Origin of the sequence: Methylobacter psychrophilus, assembly GCF_025583945.1 — a bacterium.
Lineage (GTDB): Bacteria > Pseudomonadota > Gammaproteobacteria > Methylococcales > Methylomonadaceae > Methylobacter_C > Methylobacter_C psychrophilus.
In genome coordinates this window covers 1-16833 of the sequence record NZ_JAOEGU010000006.1, presented here as the reverse complement: position 1 = coordinate 16833, position 16833 = coordinate 1, and the positions used below count along the sequence as shown (strand labels likewise).

Sequence of the window (16833 nt, the reverse complement as noted above, 5' to 3'; positions counted from 1 at the left end):
ACCGGGCTATCAAGGACAGGCAAAATGTCGTCTATCCTTGATTCAGCAATACTTTATTTTTAGTCAAAAATAGTCATCTGAAAAATAGTAATCAAGCACTAAAATCAGATTTGTTTATCTGTTAGAAGAATTTTCACGCAGACATTTAACGCCGGATAGTCCTTCATAATTCCGGCCATAATGATCAAGCAGGAAGGGTAACTTGATACATATCTTCGTAGATTACGTGATATGGAATATGCTTTGCACGCTTAATAAGTAAATGTGTTCACCAAAGGCCCGGCGTGCTGAATTAGTTCAGAATTCCATATAAAAATTGATTGGTTTTACTAATCAAATCTTACAATTGCCAAAATTAACTTTTGGTGCGGTCATTTTTTAAGCAGGTATATTCATGGAAAAAATAAAAGTTCTCTTTGTTTGTATGGGCAATATTTGCCGATCACCGACTGCTGAAGGCGTTTTTGCAAAGCAACTTAAAGAACAAAATTTAGAAGATTATTTTGTTATCGATTCAGCGGGCACTCATGCCCATCATATTGCCGAATCGCCTGACTTTCGTGCCCAACAGGCAGCTTTGGGACGGGGTATTGAGCTTGCTCATTTACGTGCAAGAAAAGTTATTATGGGTGATTTTGAAGATTTTGATTTCTTGTTGGCCATGGATGATGATAATTATGCCACTCTGATAAATGCTTGTCCTGATGAATATAAAGGAAAAATCAGTTATTTTCTTGATTTCGCTCCGCAGTTAGGAACAAGGGAAGTGCCTGATCCTTACTTTGGCGGAAAATACGGTTTTGAGCATGTGCTGGATTTGGTAGAAGCTGCTTCTGCAGGGTTTTTAACGAAGTTACAGCAAGCCGGGCGCTTAAATTGAAAAAATTAACCAATAAGGTGGCATGATGGCAATTATATCTAATACTGTTGGGTATATGGATGGTGATGTGTTGTTGGAGGCTTTTTTTGCTTTTGATGATTCGTTTACTGGCCGTAGACCTGCTGTTTTAATAAATCATAGCTGGGTTGGCAGAGATGATTTTGTCGGTGAAAAAGCCAAAAAATTAGCTGCGTTAGGTTATGTCGGCTTTGCAGTTGATGTGTATGGTAAAGGTATCTTGGGTGCGGATGCTGAAGAAAATGCCAAGCTTATGCAGCCTTTTATGGATGATCGGCAAATGTTGGCAAAGCGGGTGCAGGCAGCGCTTTATGCCGTGAAATTATTACCTTGGGTTGATGATAGTAAGGTTGCTGCGATTGGTTTTTGTTTTGGCGGTTTGTGCTCGCTTGATTTGGCAAGAACAGGCGCAGATTTAAAAGGGGTAGTTAGTTTTCATGGCTTGTTAGGCGCCCCTGCCAATACTCAGAATAATGTTATCAAGGCAAAGGTATTAGCTTTACATGGTCATGACGACCCGATGGTGCCAATTGAGCAAGTGCTTGCTTTTGAACAGGAAATGACACGGTCGGGTGTCGACTGGCAGTTACATGCCTTTGGTAATACCATGCATGCATTTACCAATCCGGTTGCCAATAATCCTGATTTTGGCATGGTCTATCAGCCTGATGCAGACAAACGATCATGGTTAATGATGGAAAATTTCCTGACTGAAATTTTTGCTTAAGTTATCGGTATGGAAAAGCCAGTTGATTAATAAAAGCCAACAAAACCAGTTTTCAAGCGGTGTAAAAAGTACAGGTAATTACTCGGTGAAAGAAAAATGCCGCAGATGAATTTGTCCTGTCCAAGAATTTTCATGATCCGCTACGACATAGCGTCTCAAATCATAAAAAGCCATTTGATAATCTATAAATCTGTGGCATATCAACTCGTCTTCTTCAATAACCGGGTAGTTACCAGCAGGAAAAGATTTGCACAGATGCCCTGTTGTAAATAGTTATCCAAAAAAGTACTGACTGCACAATATAATATATTGATTTATTTCGTATTTTCCGTGGAAATAGCATCCTTTTCAGGATAAAGCGTCAACACCTTCGACTCACTATCGAGTATTTGGTATAATCTTGACTTTATTTAAAGTCATATAGCCGCGCTTAACGAAAGGAATCGGGAATGGTGCGGTTGTTGTAGTCAAGAAACCATACCGATACCTTGTTATCGGTACATTGTTTATATAGGGATCAATGTCAAACTTCGCTAAAGAAATTATTCCGGTCAATCTCGAAGACGAGATGAAACAGTCCTATCTCGATTACGCCATGAGCGTTATCGTTGGTCGCGCACTCCCCGATGTCAGAGATGGCCTTAAACCGGTGCATCGTCGTGTGTTATATGCAATGAGTGAGTTAGGTAACGATTGGAACAAGCCTTACAAAAAATCAGCTCGTATTGTCGGTGATGTTATTGGTAAATATCACCCCCATGGCGATACGGCAGTTTATGACACTATGGTTCGTATGGCTCAGTCTTTTTCAATGCGCTATATGTTGGTTGACGGGCAGGGCAATTTTGGCTCGGTTGATGGCGATCCACCCGCAGCTATGCGTTATACGGAAGTACGTATGGCAAAAATCGCTCATGAGTTGCTGGCAGATCTTGATAAAGAGACGGTTAATTTTATCCCTAACTATGATGAGTCAGAGATACAGCCCGAAGTATTGCCCACTCGTGTACCAAACTTATTGGTTAATGGCTCATCAGGTATTGCTGTCGGTATGGCGACCAATATACCGCCGCATAATATGAATGAAGTGGTTAGTGCCTGTTTGGCAATGATTGACCAGCCGGATGTCACTATTGATGATTTAATGACTTATATTCCCGGCCCTGATTTTCCTACTGCCGGATTTATTAATGGTGCTGCCGGTATTTATAATGCTTATACCACCGGACGCGGTAAGATTTATTTACGCGCACGTTGTCATTTTGAGAATATAGGCGATAGTAGTCGACAAGCCATTATCACGACAGAATTACCTTATCAGGTTAATAAGGCGCGGTTACTTGAGAAAATTGCCGAGTTGGTTAAAGACGGGAAGCTTGAAGGTATTTCCGGTTTACGCGATGAGTCCGACAAGGACGGTATGCGTATGGTTGTCGAGTTGCGTCGTGGTGAAGTACCGGAAGTCGTGTTAAACAACCTGTATAAACAGACACAGTTCCAGACAGTTTTTGGTATTAATATGGTGGCCTTGCTGGACGGTCGCCCGCACTGTATGAATCTTAGGGAAATTATTAGTGCCTTTATTAATCACCGCCGCGAAATTGTTACTCGCAGAACAATCTTTAATCTGCGTCGTGCTCGCGAAAGAGCTCACATCCTGGAAGGTCTTGCCGTTGCTTTGGCTAATATTGATGTGATGATCGAACTGATCAAAACCTCCAGTAATCGCGAAGAAGCCAAGGTTGGACTGCTGTCAAGAACTTGGGATGCAGGACTGGTTTCTACTTTGTTGGAACGAGCCGATGCAACACGCTCCAGACCGGAAGATCTGTCTGAAGAGTTTGGTATATTCGAAGGCGTTTACCGTCTGTCCGAAACGCAGGCTCAGGCTATTCTTGACTTGCGTTTACATCGTTTAACCGGACTGGAACAGGACAAGATAGTCCAGGAATACAAGCTTTTGCTTGAGCAAATTGATGAGTACTTATTCATTTTGGGTAACGACACTCGTTTGATGGAGATTATCAGGGAAGAACTGGTCGCGATTAAAGACCAATATTCCGATCCACGGCGTACAGAAATTATCCAGAATCAACTGGATTTATCAGAGCAGGATTTAATTACCGAAGAAGATATGGTCGTTACCATGTCCCATGAAGGTTATGTCAAGTCTCAGCCTTTGAGTGATTACAAGGCGCAGCGGCGTGGCGGACGAGGCAAATCAGCAACTGCTACCAAAGAGCTTGATTATGTTGACAAGTTGATTGTTGCCAATACTCACGATATTATTTTATGTTTCTCTTCGTTGGGTAAAGTTTATTGGCTGAAAGTTTATCAATTGCCTGTTGCCAGTCGTGCGGCGAGAGGCAAGCCATTTGTTAATTTATTGCCGCTGGGACAGGATGAGAAAATTAATGCTATCCTGCCTATCCGCGAATTTACGGATAACAAATTTATCTTTATGGCAACTTCAGCGGGAACCGTTAAAAAAACTCCGTTAAAGGAGTTTGAGCGTCAACGCGCTACCGGCAAGATTGCTATTGATTTAAGGGAAGGCGATACTCTGGTTGGTGTTGCGGTAACTGACGGCCAGCAAAATGTTTTATTGTTTGGTAGTACCGGTAAAGCGGTCTGTTTTAATGAAGCAGATGTGCGCTCCATGGGCAGAACAGCCTCTGGAGTACGTGGAATGCGCTTGCACGAAGGGCAGAAAATTATTTCGTTGATTATCGCCACTGAAGGCACGGTGCTGAATATTACCGAGAATGGTTATGGCAAGCGTACTAAGTTGGAAGAATTTACTTGCCATAAACGCGGAGGGCAGGGCTTGATTGCCATACAAACATCGGAACGTAATGGTTCGGTAGTTGGTGCCGTATTGGTTAATGATAATGACGAGTTGATGTTGATTACCGATGGCGGCACTTTGGTCCGTACCCGTGTTGACGGTATTTCAGTGGTTGGCAGAAATACCCAAGGCGTTACGATTATTCGTTTGGATAAAAAAGAAAAAGTCATTGGCGTTGACCGTATCGAAGGCTTGGCTGGCGAAGAAGAAGATGATGACAGTGAAGTTGATGACGATAGTGCATTGGTGGTCGGTGCAGTGTTGAATGATGACATGGATTCAGATGATGATACCGATTCAGAAGATGATATCCAGTCAGATGATAGTGTCGATGACGAAGCGGAATAAATTCTGGTCGTAGCTAATATCCAGTTTCGCGATTACAACTACAAGGTGGGCAGTATTTTTTGCCCGCCTTTTTTATCGATTATTCAGGCTGTAAACAGTGAGTAAAAAAGTGTTGTTCTTACGCCTGCGCGGCCAAACTATTTATATTTTATAAATTTAACCAAGAGAAAAATCATGTCCAGAGTTTATAATTTTAGTGCAGGGCCATCAATATTCCCTGAATCGGTATTACAGCAAGCTCAGCAAGAGTTATTGGAATGGCGTGATAGCGGCATGTCCGTGATGGAAATGAGTCATCGAGGCAAGCATTTCTCGATTATTGCCGAAGAGTTGGAAAGTGATTTAAGAAGTTTGATGGCTGTTCCCGAGAATTATAAAGCGTTGTTTCTCCAAGGTGGTGCATCAGCACAGTTTTCATTGATACCACAAAATATTTTGAATGGTAAAGCCAAAGCCTGTTACCTGAATACCGGTGCATGGTCTGAAAAAGCCATTAAAGATGCCAAAAATTACTGTGATGTCGTCGTGAGTGCCAGTTCCGAAGATACCCGATTTACCAGTATTCCTGATGCCTCAACCTGGCTTCTGGATGACCAGGCGGCTTATTTACACTATACCTCTAATGAAACCATTCATGGCGTAGAATTTCAAACCACTCCCAATGCCCATGGCTTGCCACTGATAGCGGATATGTCATCCAATATTTTATCGCGTAAAATTGATGTCAGTCAGTATGGTTTGATTTATGCGGGAACTCAAAAAAATATGGGGCCTGCGGGTGTTACCGTGGTTATTGTCAGGGATGATTTAATCGGATATGCGGATAAAACCACTCCTTCGGTATTTGACTATGCCGAGCAAGCTAAAAACCAATCCATGTTAAATACGCCGGCAACCTACAATTGGTATCTGGTTGGTCTGGTGCTCAAATGGGTAAAAGCCCAAGGTGGCGTTGAAGCTATCGAGCAACTAAATATTGCCAAAGCGGCAAAATTGTATCAAGCCATTGATCAATCGGTTTTGTATTCAAATCCCGTAGACGTTCCCTGCCGTTCACGTATGAATGTGCCGTTTATTCTCGCTGATGAAAGCCTGGATAAGCCTTTTATTGTCTCGGCAGAAGCCAACGGATTATTCGAATTAAAAGGCCACCGTTCAGTGGGTGGCATGCGGGCAAGTATTTACAACGCCATGCCGGAGTCTGGTGTACTGGCTTTAATTGATTTTATGGCTGAATTTGAACGTACTCACTAAACGAAACCTTACAACATAGAGCAGTAGTAAAAATGACATCAATCATCCCCCTTTCTGAATTAAGAAAAAAAATTGATGCAATCGATGAGCAGATTCTGCAATTAGTTAATCAACGTGCCGCTTGTGCAGTTGACGTTGCAAAAACTAAAATTGCTCAAGGTGAGCAAGGTACTTTTTATCGTCCGGATCGAGAGTCATTGGTTTTAAGGCGAATTATGGACTTAAATCAAGGGCCGTTATCCAATCATACTGCTGCACATTTTTTCAGAGAACTGATGTCAGCATGCTTGGCGCTGGAACAGCCAATGGACATTGCTTTTTTAGGGCCTGAAGGAACATTTACCCAGCAAGCAGCCTATAAACACTTTGGGCATGCCGTTAAAACGATTCCGGTTACCACCATAAACGAGATATTTAATGCCGTGGAGTGCGGTAATTGTCAGTTTGGTGTGGTGCCTGTTGAGAATTCAACAGAGGGTGTTATTAGTCATACTTTAGACCGGTTTTTGACTTCACCTTTGAAAATATGTGGTGAAGTTGAAATTAGGGTACATCAAAATTTGATGGGACAAGCAACCAGTCTGGCTGAAATTACCGAGGTTTTTTCGCATCAGCAGTCACTGGCCCAATGTCGGCAGTGGCTGGATAATCATTTACCTCATGCGAGGCTTACTGCCGTTAACAGTAATGCCGAAGCAGCACGCTTGGCGTCGGTTAATAAACAAAGCGTAGCGATTGCTGGCATGGTTGCGGCGGAAATATATAATCTCAATATTATTGAAAAAAATATTGAAGATGAGTCCAATAATACCACCCGTTTTATTATTATCGGACAACAAACGCCGTCCCCTACCGGTAATGATAAAACTTCATTGGTGGTTTCTACCGGAAATCAGCCGGGAGCATTACATAAAATTCTTGAGCCTTTTGCAAAATTTAATATTGGCATGGTCAACATTGAATCCCGGCCATCGCGTCAGGGTTTATGGGATTATGTTTTCTTTATTGATATAGAAGGTCATAGCGAGGATAAAGATATTGCCCAAGCTTTGGCTATGGTAAGAGACAACGCTAAGATGTTCAAATTATTGGGATCTTATCCTAAAGCCGTGTTGTAAGGGGCTTTGTATGCTAATCAATATTTGCTGCGGCAATAGTAAAATATTCTTAATTTAAATGTCATGAATACTACCGATAAAATTTACCATCTGGCAGCAATAGGTGTGCAACAGCTTATCCCTTATAAGGCGGGCAAACCGATTGATGAGCTTGAGCGCGAATTGGGGCTTACCCAAATCATAAAGCTGGCATCCAATGAAAATCCTTTAGGGCCGGGAAAAAAAGCCCTGTCAGCCATTCAGGCAGCTTTACCGGCTTTGGCACTATATCCCGATGGTAACGGCTTTGCGTTAAAGCAGGCTTTAGCCGAGAAATATGCCGTTGATATGAGCCAGATAACGTTGGGTAATGGCTCTAATGAAATTCTTGAGTTGGTAGCCAGGGCATTTTTAACGCCGGCGTATGAAGTGGTTTTTTCACAGCATGCTTTTGCGGTGTATCCTCTGGTAACGCAAGCGGTTGGAGCTACTGCGGTAGTTGTGCCGGCATTGAATTATGGTCACGATTTGGATGCCATGTTGCAAGCGGTCACCGAAAAAACGCGTCTGGTATTTATTGCTAATCCTAATAATCCAACGGGTACTTTGCTAAGTCAGGCGAGTTTGGAGCAATTTATTGGTGCATTGCCGGATACTTGTGTGTGTGTACTGGATGAAGCCTATTTTGAATTTGTTAGTCGTGTTGAGTTGGTTAATTCGATTGATTGGTTAAAAAAGTTTCCTAATTTATTGATTACCCGGACTTTTTCTAAAGCTTATGGCCTGGCTGGATTACGCATTGGTTATGGTTTATCCAGTCCATCGCTTGCTGATATTCTAAATCGGGTACGTCAGCCTTTTAATAATAATACTTTGGCATTAGTTGCAGCAGAAGCGGCATTGACTGATAACGAACATTTACAACAGACTATTTCCGTGAATGCGCAAGGTATGCAACAATTGACAGACGGCTTTAAAAGTTTGGATCTGGAATGGATTCCGTCAGCAGGAAATTTTGTTTTGGTAGACTTAAAGCAGGCAGGACAGCCTGTTTATGAGGCTTTGTTACGCAAAGGCGTTATTGTCAGGCCGGTGGGTAATTATGAATTACCTGAACATTTACGCATTAGCGTAGGAACGAAGACAGAAAATCAAATATTTTTACAGGCGTTAGCTGACACGTTGGCTAATGTTTAATCGGCTCTGCATTGTCGGTGTTGGTTTAATTGGCGGCTCTATTGCTCGTGCCGCCAGAAAATACGGGTTAAGCAAAAGCATTGTTGGCTACGGTCGCCCAGAGGATTTGCAAAACCTTGAAGCTGCAAAACAGTTAGGCGTTATTGATGACTATTATTTACAGATAGGGCAAGCTGTAAAAGGCGCTGATTGTGTTGTTATTGCCACACCGGTTGCGGCTATTGAAAATATTTTTGCCTCGCTTAAGCCGTTTTGGTCAGAACACACGATTTATACCGATGTAGGTAGCACCAAAGGTAGTGTGGTTTCAGCGGCGCAGCGGGCTTTTGGAATGGTGCCTGATAATTTGGTTCCTGCACATCCCATCGCGGGAGCAGAGCAAAGTGGTGTCGGCGCCTCTGTCGATGATTTGTTTTTGAATAAACGCCTCATTATTACTCCTTTACAGCATACCAACACAGAAGCCCTGCATAAAATTCAATGTTTCTGGGAAGGCTGCGGTTCTGTGGTGTCGGTTATGGATGTCAACCATCATGATGCAGTATTGGCCGCCACCAGCCATTTACCGCATATTTTGGCCTTTGCTTTAGTAGATATGTTGGGTCATAAAGATGAGCAAAGTGAAATTTTTAACTATGCGGCGGGTGGTTTTAGGGATTTTACGCGGATTGCATCCAGTGATCCGGTTATGTGGCGGGATATTTGTTCAGCCAATAAAAATGAAATAATCCCCTTGCTTGAACAGACAAGGGAACAACTGGATAAAATACAGCACTTGTTGGAAAACGATGATAACCAGCAGCTTTTAACCATCTTTGCGTATGCCAACACTGCAAGGCAGCGCTTTCTTAATCAGTTTGAAGGGAATATGTCAAAATCAATCACATTTAAAGTGCAACCCGGTGGTGTGTTACAAGGTGAGGCCCGAGTGCCGGGTGATAAATCCATGTCACATCGATCTATTATGCTAGGCTCGTTGGCTGATGGCGTGACACATGTTAAGGGTTTTCTTGAAGCTGAAGATGCTTTGGCAACCTTGCAGGCATTTCGTGATATGGGTGTGGAAATTGAAGGGCCGGTTAATGGTTGTTTAACGATCCATGGTGTTGGCAAGCAGGGCTTAAAAGAGCCTAAAAATGAGTTGTATTTGGGTAATTCCGGCACCTCCATGCGCTTGTTGAGTGGGTTGTTGGCCGGGCAAGCATTTAATTCAGTATTGACTGGTGATAAATCCTTGTCCGGTAGGCCCATGAAACGGGTCACAGAACCATTGGCAATGATGGGCGCTGATATAAAAGCGACTGAAAAAGGTACTGCTCCGCTATACATTACCGGCAAAGCCGGGCAATTAAAGGGCATAGATTACTTGATGCCAATGGCAAGTGCGCAAGTAAAATCCTGTTTGTTGCTGGCAGGCATGTATGCTGAAGGCGAAACCAGTGTTACTGAGCCTGCGCCCACACGCGATCATACTGAGCGGATGTTGTCGGGTTTTTCCTATCCCGTCAAGCAACAAGGCAGTAAGGTCACTATTAATGCACAGGGGCGTTTAACAGCAGCAGATATTGATGTGCCCAGTGATATCTCCTCGGCAGCATTCTTTTTGGTCGGTGCATCCATTGCACCTGGATCTGATCTATTGTTAAAGCATGTTGGTATTAATCCTACCCGTACCGGTGTTATTGATATTCTCAGATTGATGGGTGCCAACATTGAGGTACTTAATGAGCGGGTCGTCGGTGGTGAGCCGGTTGCTGATTTACATGTGGTTTACAGTCCTCTTAAGGGTATCGATATCCCTGAAGAATTAGTGCCATTGGCTATTGATGAGTTTCCGGTATTATTTATTGCCGCTGCCTGCGCGACAGGACAAACCCGATTAAGTGGCGCCGAAGAGCTTAGGGTTAAAGAATCTGACCGTATCCAGGTAATGGCGGATGGTTTGCAGTTATTGGGTGTTGATGCTCAGTCGACTGAGGATGGCATGATTATTAAAGGTGGTTCGATAGGCGGTGGCGTAGTGACATCGCATGGTGATCATCGAATTGCCATGGCTTTTTCGATTGCCGGATTGCGGGCCAATGCACCGATTACTATTCTGGATTGCGCTAATGTGAATACTTCTTTTCCCGAGTTTAAGGATTTGGTAAAGCGTCTGGGATTAGCTTTGGTTTGTATGGAATCCTGATGCAAGTCCCTGTTTTAACGATTGATGGTCCTAGTGGTGCTGGTAAAGGCACTGTTAGTCGGTTGGTAGCGAAAAAACTGGGTTGGAATTATCTGGATAGTGGTTCTATTTATCGATCATTGGCTATTGCATTGCAAAAAACTTCCGTTGACTTGGAAAACAGTAGTGAGATTGTTAAAGTAGCGCAAGCTATGACGTTAGAGTTTGACTGTGGTGATGAATTAATCGTTAAGCTCAATGGTGAGGATATCACCGGTCAATTGGGGCTTGAAAGTACGGGCAATATCGCTTCGCAGATTGCTGCGTTGCCGGAAGTAAGGGAGGTATTGTTAAAAAAGCAGCAAGATTTCAGGCGGCCGCCGGGACTGGTCGCTGATGGCCGTGATATGGGTACTGTGGTTTTCCCGGATGCTGAAAACAAAGTATTTTTAACGGCCAGTGCCCTGAAAAGAGCGCAAAGACGATATAAACAGTTGATAGAGAAAGAAATTGATGCTAACATTGCAACGATAATAAATGAAATAGAAGTACGTGACCGACGTGATATGGAGCGTAAAGCCTCTCCATTAACAATGGCCAGCGATGCGCTATACATTGATTCTTCTGACATGGCTATAACGGCGGTGGTTGAAGAAGTTTTGAATTTAATCCGTTAAGGATTTTTTGTCTGGCCCCACTTAATGGTAAGTGCGGTTTTTTTTAACTTTGATAAAGAAAAGGTTTGTTCGAGTTTCGACAAGCTTGGGAAATAATAAAATGAGCGAAAGCTTTGCTGCACTACTTGAAGAAAGTTTAACCAAGACCAAAATGAGTCCTGGTGCCATGTTGATGGGTACTGTAATCGATATCGAAAATGATATGGTTATCGTCAGTACACATTCTAAATCAGAAGGCGTCATTCCTAAATGGCAGTTTTTAAATAACGATGGTGAATTAGAAGTTGCCATTGGCGATGAAGTTGAAGTTGCCCTGGATTTATTTGAAGATGGCTTGGGTGCTACCCTTCTTTCCCGAGATAAAGCGAAGAAAAACAAAGCTTGGTCAGAACTTGAAACAGCCTTTGAAAAAGAAGCCACTATTATCGGTAGAATTACCGGTAAAGTTCGCGGTGGATTCACGGTGTCGGTTGGTGCTTTACGTGCTTTCTTACCTGGGTCATTGGTTGATGTTCGTCCAATCAGAGATACGACTTTCCTTGAAAATCGTGATCTGGAATTTAAAGTTATCAAGATTGATCAAAAACGTAATAACGTTGTTCTGTCTCGTCGCGCCGTAGTTGAAAAAGAATACAGTGCAGAAAGAGAAGAATTACTGAAAACACTGGAAGAAGGCGCAGTGGTTACCGGTGTTGTTAAAAATCTGACTGATTATGGCGCATTTATTGATTTAGGTGGTATCGACGGTCTGTTGCATATTACTGATATGGCATGGCGTCGTGTTCGTCACCCATCTGAGTGTGTAGAAATCGGTCAAGAAATTAAAGTTAAAGTCCTGAAATACGATAAAGAAAAAAATCGGGTTTCTTTGGGTATGAAACAAATGGGTGAAGATCCATGGCAAAACATTGCCCGTCGTTACCCAGCAGGAACACGCGTATTTGGTAAAGTTAACAATCTAACTGATTACGGTTGTTTTGTTGAAATTGAAGAAGGCGTTGAAGGTTTGGTTCACGTTTCTGAAATGGATTGGACCAACAAAAACGTCAATCCTTCCAAACTTGTTCAATTAGGCGATGAAGTTGAAGTAATGGTTCTGGAAATCGATGAAGAACGTCGTCGTATTTCTTTAGGCATGAAACAGTGCAAAACTAATCCTTGGGATGAGTTTGCAGCAACCCACAATAAAGGTGACAAGATTTCTGGAAAAATCAAATCAATTACTGATTTTGGTATTTTCATTGGCCTTGATGGTGGTATTGATGGTCTGGTTCATATGTCTGATATTTCTTGGGCAGATGATGGCGAAGCATCCGTTCGCGAATTCAAAAAAGGTGATGAACTGGAAACTGTTATCTTGGCGGTTGATTCCGAACGTGAACGTATTTCATTAGGTATCAAACAACTTGAGCAAGATCCATTCCAAAACTTTTTAGCGACCCATGAAAAAGGTAGCTTGGTAAAAGGAGTTATTAAGGAAGTTGACGCCAAAGGTGCCATTATTACTTTAGAGGATAATGTTGAAGGTTATTTACGTGCTTCCGAAATTCAGCGTGATCGCGTTGAGGATGCCCGCACATTACTGAAAGAAGGCGACACTCTTGAAGCCAAGTTTATTGGTGTAGATAAGAAAAGCAAGTCAATTTCTCTGTCAATTAAAGCGAAAGATCAAGACGAAGAAACTCATTCTATTAAAGATCATTCCCAACAATCAGTTGGAACGCCTACATTCGCTGATATATTCAAGCAAATGGAAAAATAAAGACCATGACGAGGGCAGGTAGTAATACTTGCCCTCTGATTTTTTCTTTTTCACAGGATAGAATGTGACAAAATCAGAACTAATTGAAGCGCTTGCTAAAAAACAACCACATCTGGCGCTGAAAGATGTAGAGTTGGCAGTAAAATGCATCATTGAGAAAATGAATCAAGCATTATCTTCCGGTAAAAGAATTGAGATTAGAGGTTTTGGCAGTTTTTCGTTACACAAGCGCCCTCCACGTATGGGGCGAAATCCAAAAACTGGTGAATCTGTAGCCTTGGCTGAAAAGCATGTTCCACATTTTAAACCTGGTAAAGAGTTACGCGATCGAGTTGATAGCGCTAGTCATCAGTTTGAAATAACGGACTAAAGATTAATTTAACGCAGCAACAAGTTGATAGATAAGTAAGGTTCATCACTTCCTATAATTCTTGTTATTGCGTTGATTTTTAAAATATTTTGTTTGAATACATCCGCCTGTTTTAACGTCAATTTTCTACTTGACCCTCCCATCAAAATCCTACACATATTGCTGTTACTTGAATTAACGCAATGAAGTCTAACTTGGCCATTGCCAAGTAAAAAATATTTCAATCGAATAAATCTTGGTAATATCTCAATACTCCTTCTTCTTTAATTACTCTGTTCCATTCGTTGTTCTTTAATCAAATTCAGTATGCAGTTATTTTTGAAAATCAACTGTTTGTAATTTTTAATGCTACTTGTTTTGATTGTATGCTATATTTGTTGGTAATGAGAATGATTGTTGATTAATCATTGTTCTTTTAGATTATTCAATAAATTTTATTATCGGGGTTGCATTCATGTCAATAAGCTTAAAAAACCTTAATGTCGGTGACTTGGGAAAGATAGTAGGCTTTGAGCAATCCGGTAAGGCTTATCGAAAACGCTTACTGGCCATGGGCTTGACTCCCGGTACTGAATTTCGTATTACCCGGTTTGCACCTATGGGTGACCCCGTTGAAATTAAATTGCGTGGGTTTTCATTAACCTTACGTAAAGATGAAGCGGCAATATTACTGATAGAGAAACTATGATGAAAACTGATTTTACAGTAGGTGTTGTTGGTAATCCTAATTGTGGTAAAACAACCCTTTTTAATGTACTGACTGGTTCCAAACAGCATGTCGGTAACTGGCCCGGCGTAACCGTTGAAAAAAAGACGGGTGAATATTCTCATGCTAATAAACTGATTGAATTAGTTGATTTACCTGGTACTTATTCATTAGAAGCAGCGGATGATCAGGTTTCTTTGGATGAAAAAGTGGCCCGGGATTATGTTGCGTCGCGGGATGCAGACTTAATCATTAATATTGTTGATGCCTCTAATATAGAACGAAATTTGTATTTAACGTCGCAACTTATCGAAATGCGCGTACCAATGATTTTGGTGCTCAATATGATGGATGCAGTTAAAAAAAATGGTATTAAAATAGATTGTGACTTTCTGGCTGCGCAGTTGGGTTGTCCTGTTATTCCTATTTCTGCATCTAGCAAGGAAGGTATCAGTACATTAAAATCAGTGATTAATAGTGCTGCGATTACCAAGCCGGTGCCATCGGTAAGTATCAGTTATACAGCAGCTTTAGAGCAAGCCATTGCTGATATTTCACCCGAGTTAGTTGAAATTGCCAATAAACGCCAGTGTGATTTGCGCTGGCTGGCTGTCAGGTTATTAGAAGATGATACTCTCGCCAGACAGTTTGCCGGTAAAGCACTGATGCCGACAGTTATCGGTTTGCAGCGCAGAGTAGAAGCTGAAACAGACGATGAGATCGATATTCTTGCCGCGGATGCCCGTTATGGATTTGTTAACACACTGATTCAGGGTGCTGTATGCCGGCTTAATGAAGTTAGTCGACATGCCACAGAAAAAATTGATGCCATTGTTCTAAACCGGTTTTTAGGTATCCCGGTATTTTTATTGGTCATGTACGCCATGTTCATGTTTACAATTAATATTGGTAGTGCTTTTGTTGATTTTTTTGATCAATCAGTCGGTGCTTTATTGGTGGATGGCTTAAGTCTGGTATTGGCAGAAATAAACTTACCACAATGGCTGATTGTCTTAATTACCAAGGGAGCCGGCGGTGGCATTCAGGTGGTGGCTACTTTTATACCGATTATCGGCTTTTTGTTTATGTTTTTATCCGCCCTGGAAGATTCAGGGTATATGGCCAGAGCGGCCTTTGTGATGGATAGATTCATGCGTATGATTGGCCTGCCTGGTAAGTCGTTTGTACCGATGATAGTTGGTTTTGGTTGTAATGTGCCAGCTATTATGGCGACCAGAACGCTTGAAAATCAACGCGACAGGATTCTTACCAACCTGATGAATCCCTTTATGTCTTGCGGAGCCAGATTACCTGTTTATGCTTTATTTGCGGCAGCTTTTTTCCCGGTTGGCGGGCAGAATCTGGTTTTTGGTTTGTATTTGTTGGGCATTGCCGTTGCAGTTTTAACCGGGCTAATCATGCGGCACACCCTATTTAAAGGGGAGTCAGCACCCTTTATTATGGAGTTGCCCGCCTACCATTTGCCAACATTACGCGGGGTTTTTATTAGGACCTGGGATCGGCTAAAATCATTCTTGTTTAATGCGGGCAAGGTGATTATACCCATGGTGTTGGTATTAAACTTTCTTAATGCGCTGGGTACGGATGGCAGCTTTGGTCAGGAAAACAGTAATAAATCGGTATTAAGTGAAATTGGGCGAGCGTTAACCCCGGCGTTTAAGCCTATGGGTATTGAAAAAGACAACTGGCCGGCAACCGTCGGTATTTTTACCGGTGTGTTGGCTAAAGAGGCGGTTGTGGGTACTCTCGATGCCTTATATAGTCAGCTTGCAGCAACTTCTGACGTATCGTCTGATGATAAGTCAGTATTTAATCTTAAAGAGGCATTACTGGCAGCGTGTGCAACCGTACCTGAAAATCTAAGTGCTATTGCCGATAATATTTTAGATCCTCTGGGATTAAATATTGGTACGCTCAATGATATAGGTTCTGCTGCTACTGAGCAGGAAGTCAAGATGGATACTTTTGCAGCCATGCAGCATAGTTTTGACGGTAAAGCGGGGGCGTTTGCATACCTGTTATTTATTTTGCTTTATGCCCCGTGTGTTGCGGCAACAGCAGCTATTTATAGAGAAACCAATGCCGGTTGGACAGTATTTGTCGTGTTCTGGACTACTGGTATTGCTTATATGTCAGCGACTATTTTTTATCAGGCCATGACTTATAGCCAACATCCTGATTATTCATTAGTGTGGATTGGTGGGCTAATCAGCGCTTTTTTATTGGTTTTACTGGGGTTATGGCTAACCGGAAAAAATACTTTTACAAAACACCCTCAGGAGTCAATAAGTGATTTTATCTGATTTGCGTAGTTATTTAAAACAACAGCACAGAGTTGCTTTGGCTGATTTGGTCAATCACTTTAGCATGGATGCAGATGCCTTGCGCGGTATGCTGGGTAAATGGATGAGCAAGGGTAGCGTACGGAAATTGTCAAAAGAGACTTCCTGTGGCACCAGTTGTTGCAAATGTGATCCGGCTTTGACAGAGTTTTACGAATGGGTAGACAAGTAAGCAAGCTGACTTTCTGTGTTGCCCTTGATCACTTGTTCCATAAGCGATTCTACTTTCTGCATAATCCACAGGGATGTGGTGAATGCAGAGTTTGCAGGAGCAAATATCTGTTCTTGTAGTCATTAGACATCTTTCCTAAATAATCGACATAGAATTTGGCCTTTATAAGGTTAAAATAGTGATCTACCTCTGAAAACACGGATAGCCATGACTCCTTATGCTCAATTACCAAGACACAAGCCTGAAG

Annotated in this window: 13 protein-coding genes; all 13 read left to right on the top strand. The window is 42.1% G+C overall.

The features are described 5' to 3' along the window. The first annotated feature begins 394 nt into the window (after nt 1–394). Nucleotides 395–880 carry a low molecular weight protein-tyrosine-phosphatase gene (locus N7974_RS04735; RefSeq protein WP_262964500.1) on the top strand — a complete coding sequence of 162 codons (486 nt, stop codon included), beginning with the start codon at nt 395–397 and terminating at the stop codon, nt 878–880. A gap of 25 nt (nt 881–905) precedes the next feature. Beyond that, complete coding sequence (locus N7974_RS04730; RefSeq protein WP_262964599.1) at nt 906–1625, top strand: dienelactone hydrolase family protein; 720 nt, start codon at nt 906–908, stop codon at nt 1623–1625. 520 nt (nt 1626–2145) lie between these two features. After that, a complete protein-coding gene (gyrA, locus tag N7974_RS04725; protein ID WP_262964499.1) occupies nt 2146–4821 on the top strand; it encodes a DNA gyrase subunit A in 2676 nt (891 codons plus the stop codon). 174 nt (nt 4822–4995) lie between these two features. Next, on the top strand, nt 4996–6075 hold the full coding sequence (serC, locus tag N7974_RS04720; protein ID WP_262964498.1) for a 3-phosphoserine/phosphohydroxythreonine transaminase: 1080 nt from the start codon (nt 4996–4998) through the stop codon (nt 6073–6075). A 32-nt stretch (nt 6076–6107) separates the two neighbouring features. After that, nucleotides 6108–7193, top strand: coding sequence for a prephenate dehydratase (gene pheA, locus N7974_RS04715; protein ID WP_262964497.1), 1086 nt, complete (start codon nt 6108–6110; stop codon nt 7191–7193). A 63-nt stretch (nt 7194–7256) separates the two neighbouring features. Beyond that, nucleotides 7257–8369: a histidinol-phosphate transaminase gene (gene hisC, locus N7974_RS04710; RefSeq protein ID WP_262964496.1), complete on the top strand. Its 1113-nt coding sequence runs from the start codon at nt 7257–7259 to the stop codon at nt 8367–8369. Beyond that, nucleotides 8362–10557, top strand: a complete 2196-nt coding sequence (locus N7974_RS04705; protein ID WP_262964495.1) for a bifunctional prephenate dehydrogenase/3-phosphoshikimate 1-carboxyvinyltransferase — start codon at nt 8362–8364, stop codon at nt 10555–10557. Before hisC ends, N7974_RS04705 begins: the two co-directional genes overlap by 8 nt. Then, nucleotides 10557–11213, top strand: coding sequence for a (d)CMP kinase (cmk, locus tag N7974_RS04700; protein WP_262964494.1), 657 nt, complete (start codon nt 10557–10559; stop codon nt 11211–11213). The genes N7974_RS04705 and cmk overlap by 1 nt, the downstream gene beginning before the upstream one ends. Before the next feature lie 100 nt (nt 11214–11313). Next, nucleotides 11314–12975, top strand: coding sequence for a 30S ribosomal protein S1 (gene rpsA, locus N7974_RS04695; protein ID WP_262964598.1), 1662 nt, complete (start codon nt 11314–11316; stop codon nt 12973–12975). 64 nt (nt 12976–13039) lie between these two features. Further along, a complete protein-coding gene (locus N7974_RS04690; RefSeq protein WP_262964493.1) occupies nt 13040–13345 on the top strand; it encodes an integration host factor subunit beta in 306 nt (101 codons plus the stop codon). Nucleotides 13346–13799: 454 nt separating this feature from the next. Continuing rightward, complete coding sequence (locus tag N7974_RS04685) at nt 13800–14033, top strand: FeoA family protein (protein ID WP_243216959.1); 234 nt, start codon at nt 13800–13802, stop codon at nt 14031–14033. Next, nucleotides 14033–16375 (top strand): Fe(2+) transporter permease subunit FeoB, encoded by a 2343-nt coding sequence (gene feoB / locus N7974_RS04680; protein WP_262964597.1) that lies wholly within the window; start codon nt 14033–14035, stop codon nt 16373–16375. Before N7974_RS04685 ends, feoB begins: the two co-directional genes overlap by 1 nt. Beyond that, nucleotides 16362–16586: a FeoC-like transcriptional regulator gene (locus tag N7974_RS04675; RefSeq protein ID WP_262964492.1), complete on the top strand. Its 225-nt coding sequence runs from the start codon at nt 16362–16364 to the stop codon at nt 16584–16586. Before feoB ends, N7974_RS04675 begins: the two co-directional genes overlap by 14 nt. Nucleotides 16587–16833 lie beyond the last annotated feature (247 nt).

What these genes read in the sequence shown, in the direction of transcription:
- N7974_RS04735 (WP_262964500.1), top strand. Translation starts at nt 395, where the DNA reads ATGGAAAAAATAAAAGTTCTCTTTGTTTGTATGGGCAATATTTGCCGA.
- N7974_RS04730 (WP_262964599.1), top strand. Translation starts at nt 906, where the DNA reads ATGGCAATTATATCTAATACTGTTGGGTATATGGATGGTGATGTGTTG.
- gyrA (WP_262964499.1), top strand. Translation starts at nt 2,146, where the DNA reads ATGTCAAACTTCGCTAAAGAAATTATTCCGGTCAATCTCGAAGACGAG.
- serC (WP_262964498.1), top strand. Translation starts at nt 4,996, where the DNA reads ATGTCCAGAGTTTATAATTTTAGTGCAGGGCCATCAATATTCCCTGAA.
- pheA (WP_262964497.1), top strand. Translation starts at nt 6,108, where the DNA reads ATGACATCAATCATCCCCCTTTCTGAATTAAGAAAAAAAATTGATGCA.
- hisC (WP_262964496.1), top strand. Translation starts at nt 7,257, where the DNA reads ATGAATACTACCGATAAAATTTACCATCTGGCAGCAATAGGTGTGCAA.
- N7974_RS04705 (WP_262964495.1), top strand. Translation starts at nt 8,362, where the DNA reads ATGTTTAATCGGCTCTGCATTGTCGGTGTTGGTTTAATTGGCGGCTCT.
- cmk (WP_262964494.1), top strand. Translation starts at nt 10,557, where the DNA reads ATGCAAGTCCCTGTTTTAACGATTGATGGTCCTAGTGGTGCTGGTAAA.
- rpsA (WP_262964598.1), top strand. Translation starts at nt 11,314, where the DNA reads ATGAGCGAAAGCTTTGCTGCACTACTTGAAGAAAGTTTAACCAAGACC.
- N7974_RS04685 (WP_243216959.1), top strand. Translation starts at nt 13,800, where the DNA reads ATGTCAATAAGCTTAAAAAACCTTAATGTCGGTGACTTGGGAAAGATA.
- feoB (WP_262964597.1), top strand. Translation starts at nt 14,033, where the DNA reads ATGAAAACTGATTTTACAGTAGGTGTTGTTGGTAATCCTAATTGTGGT.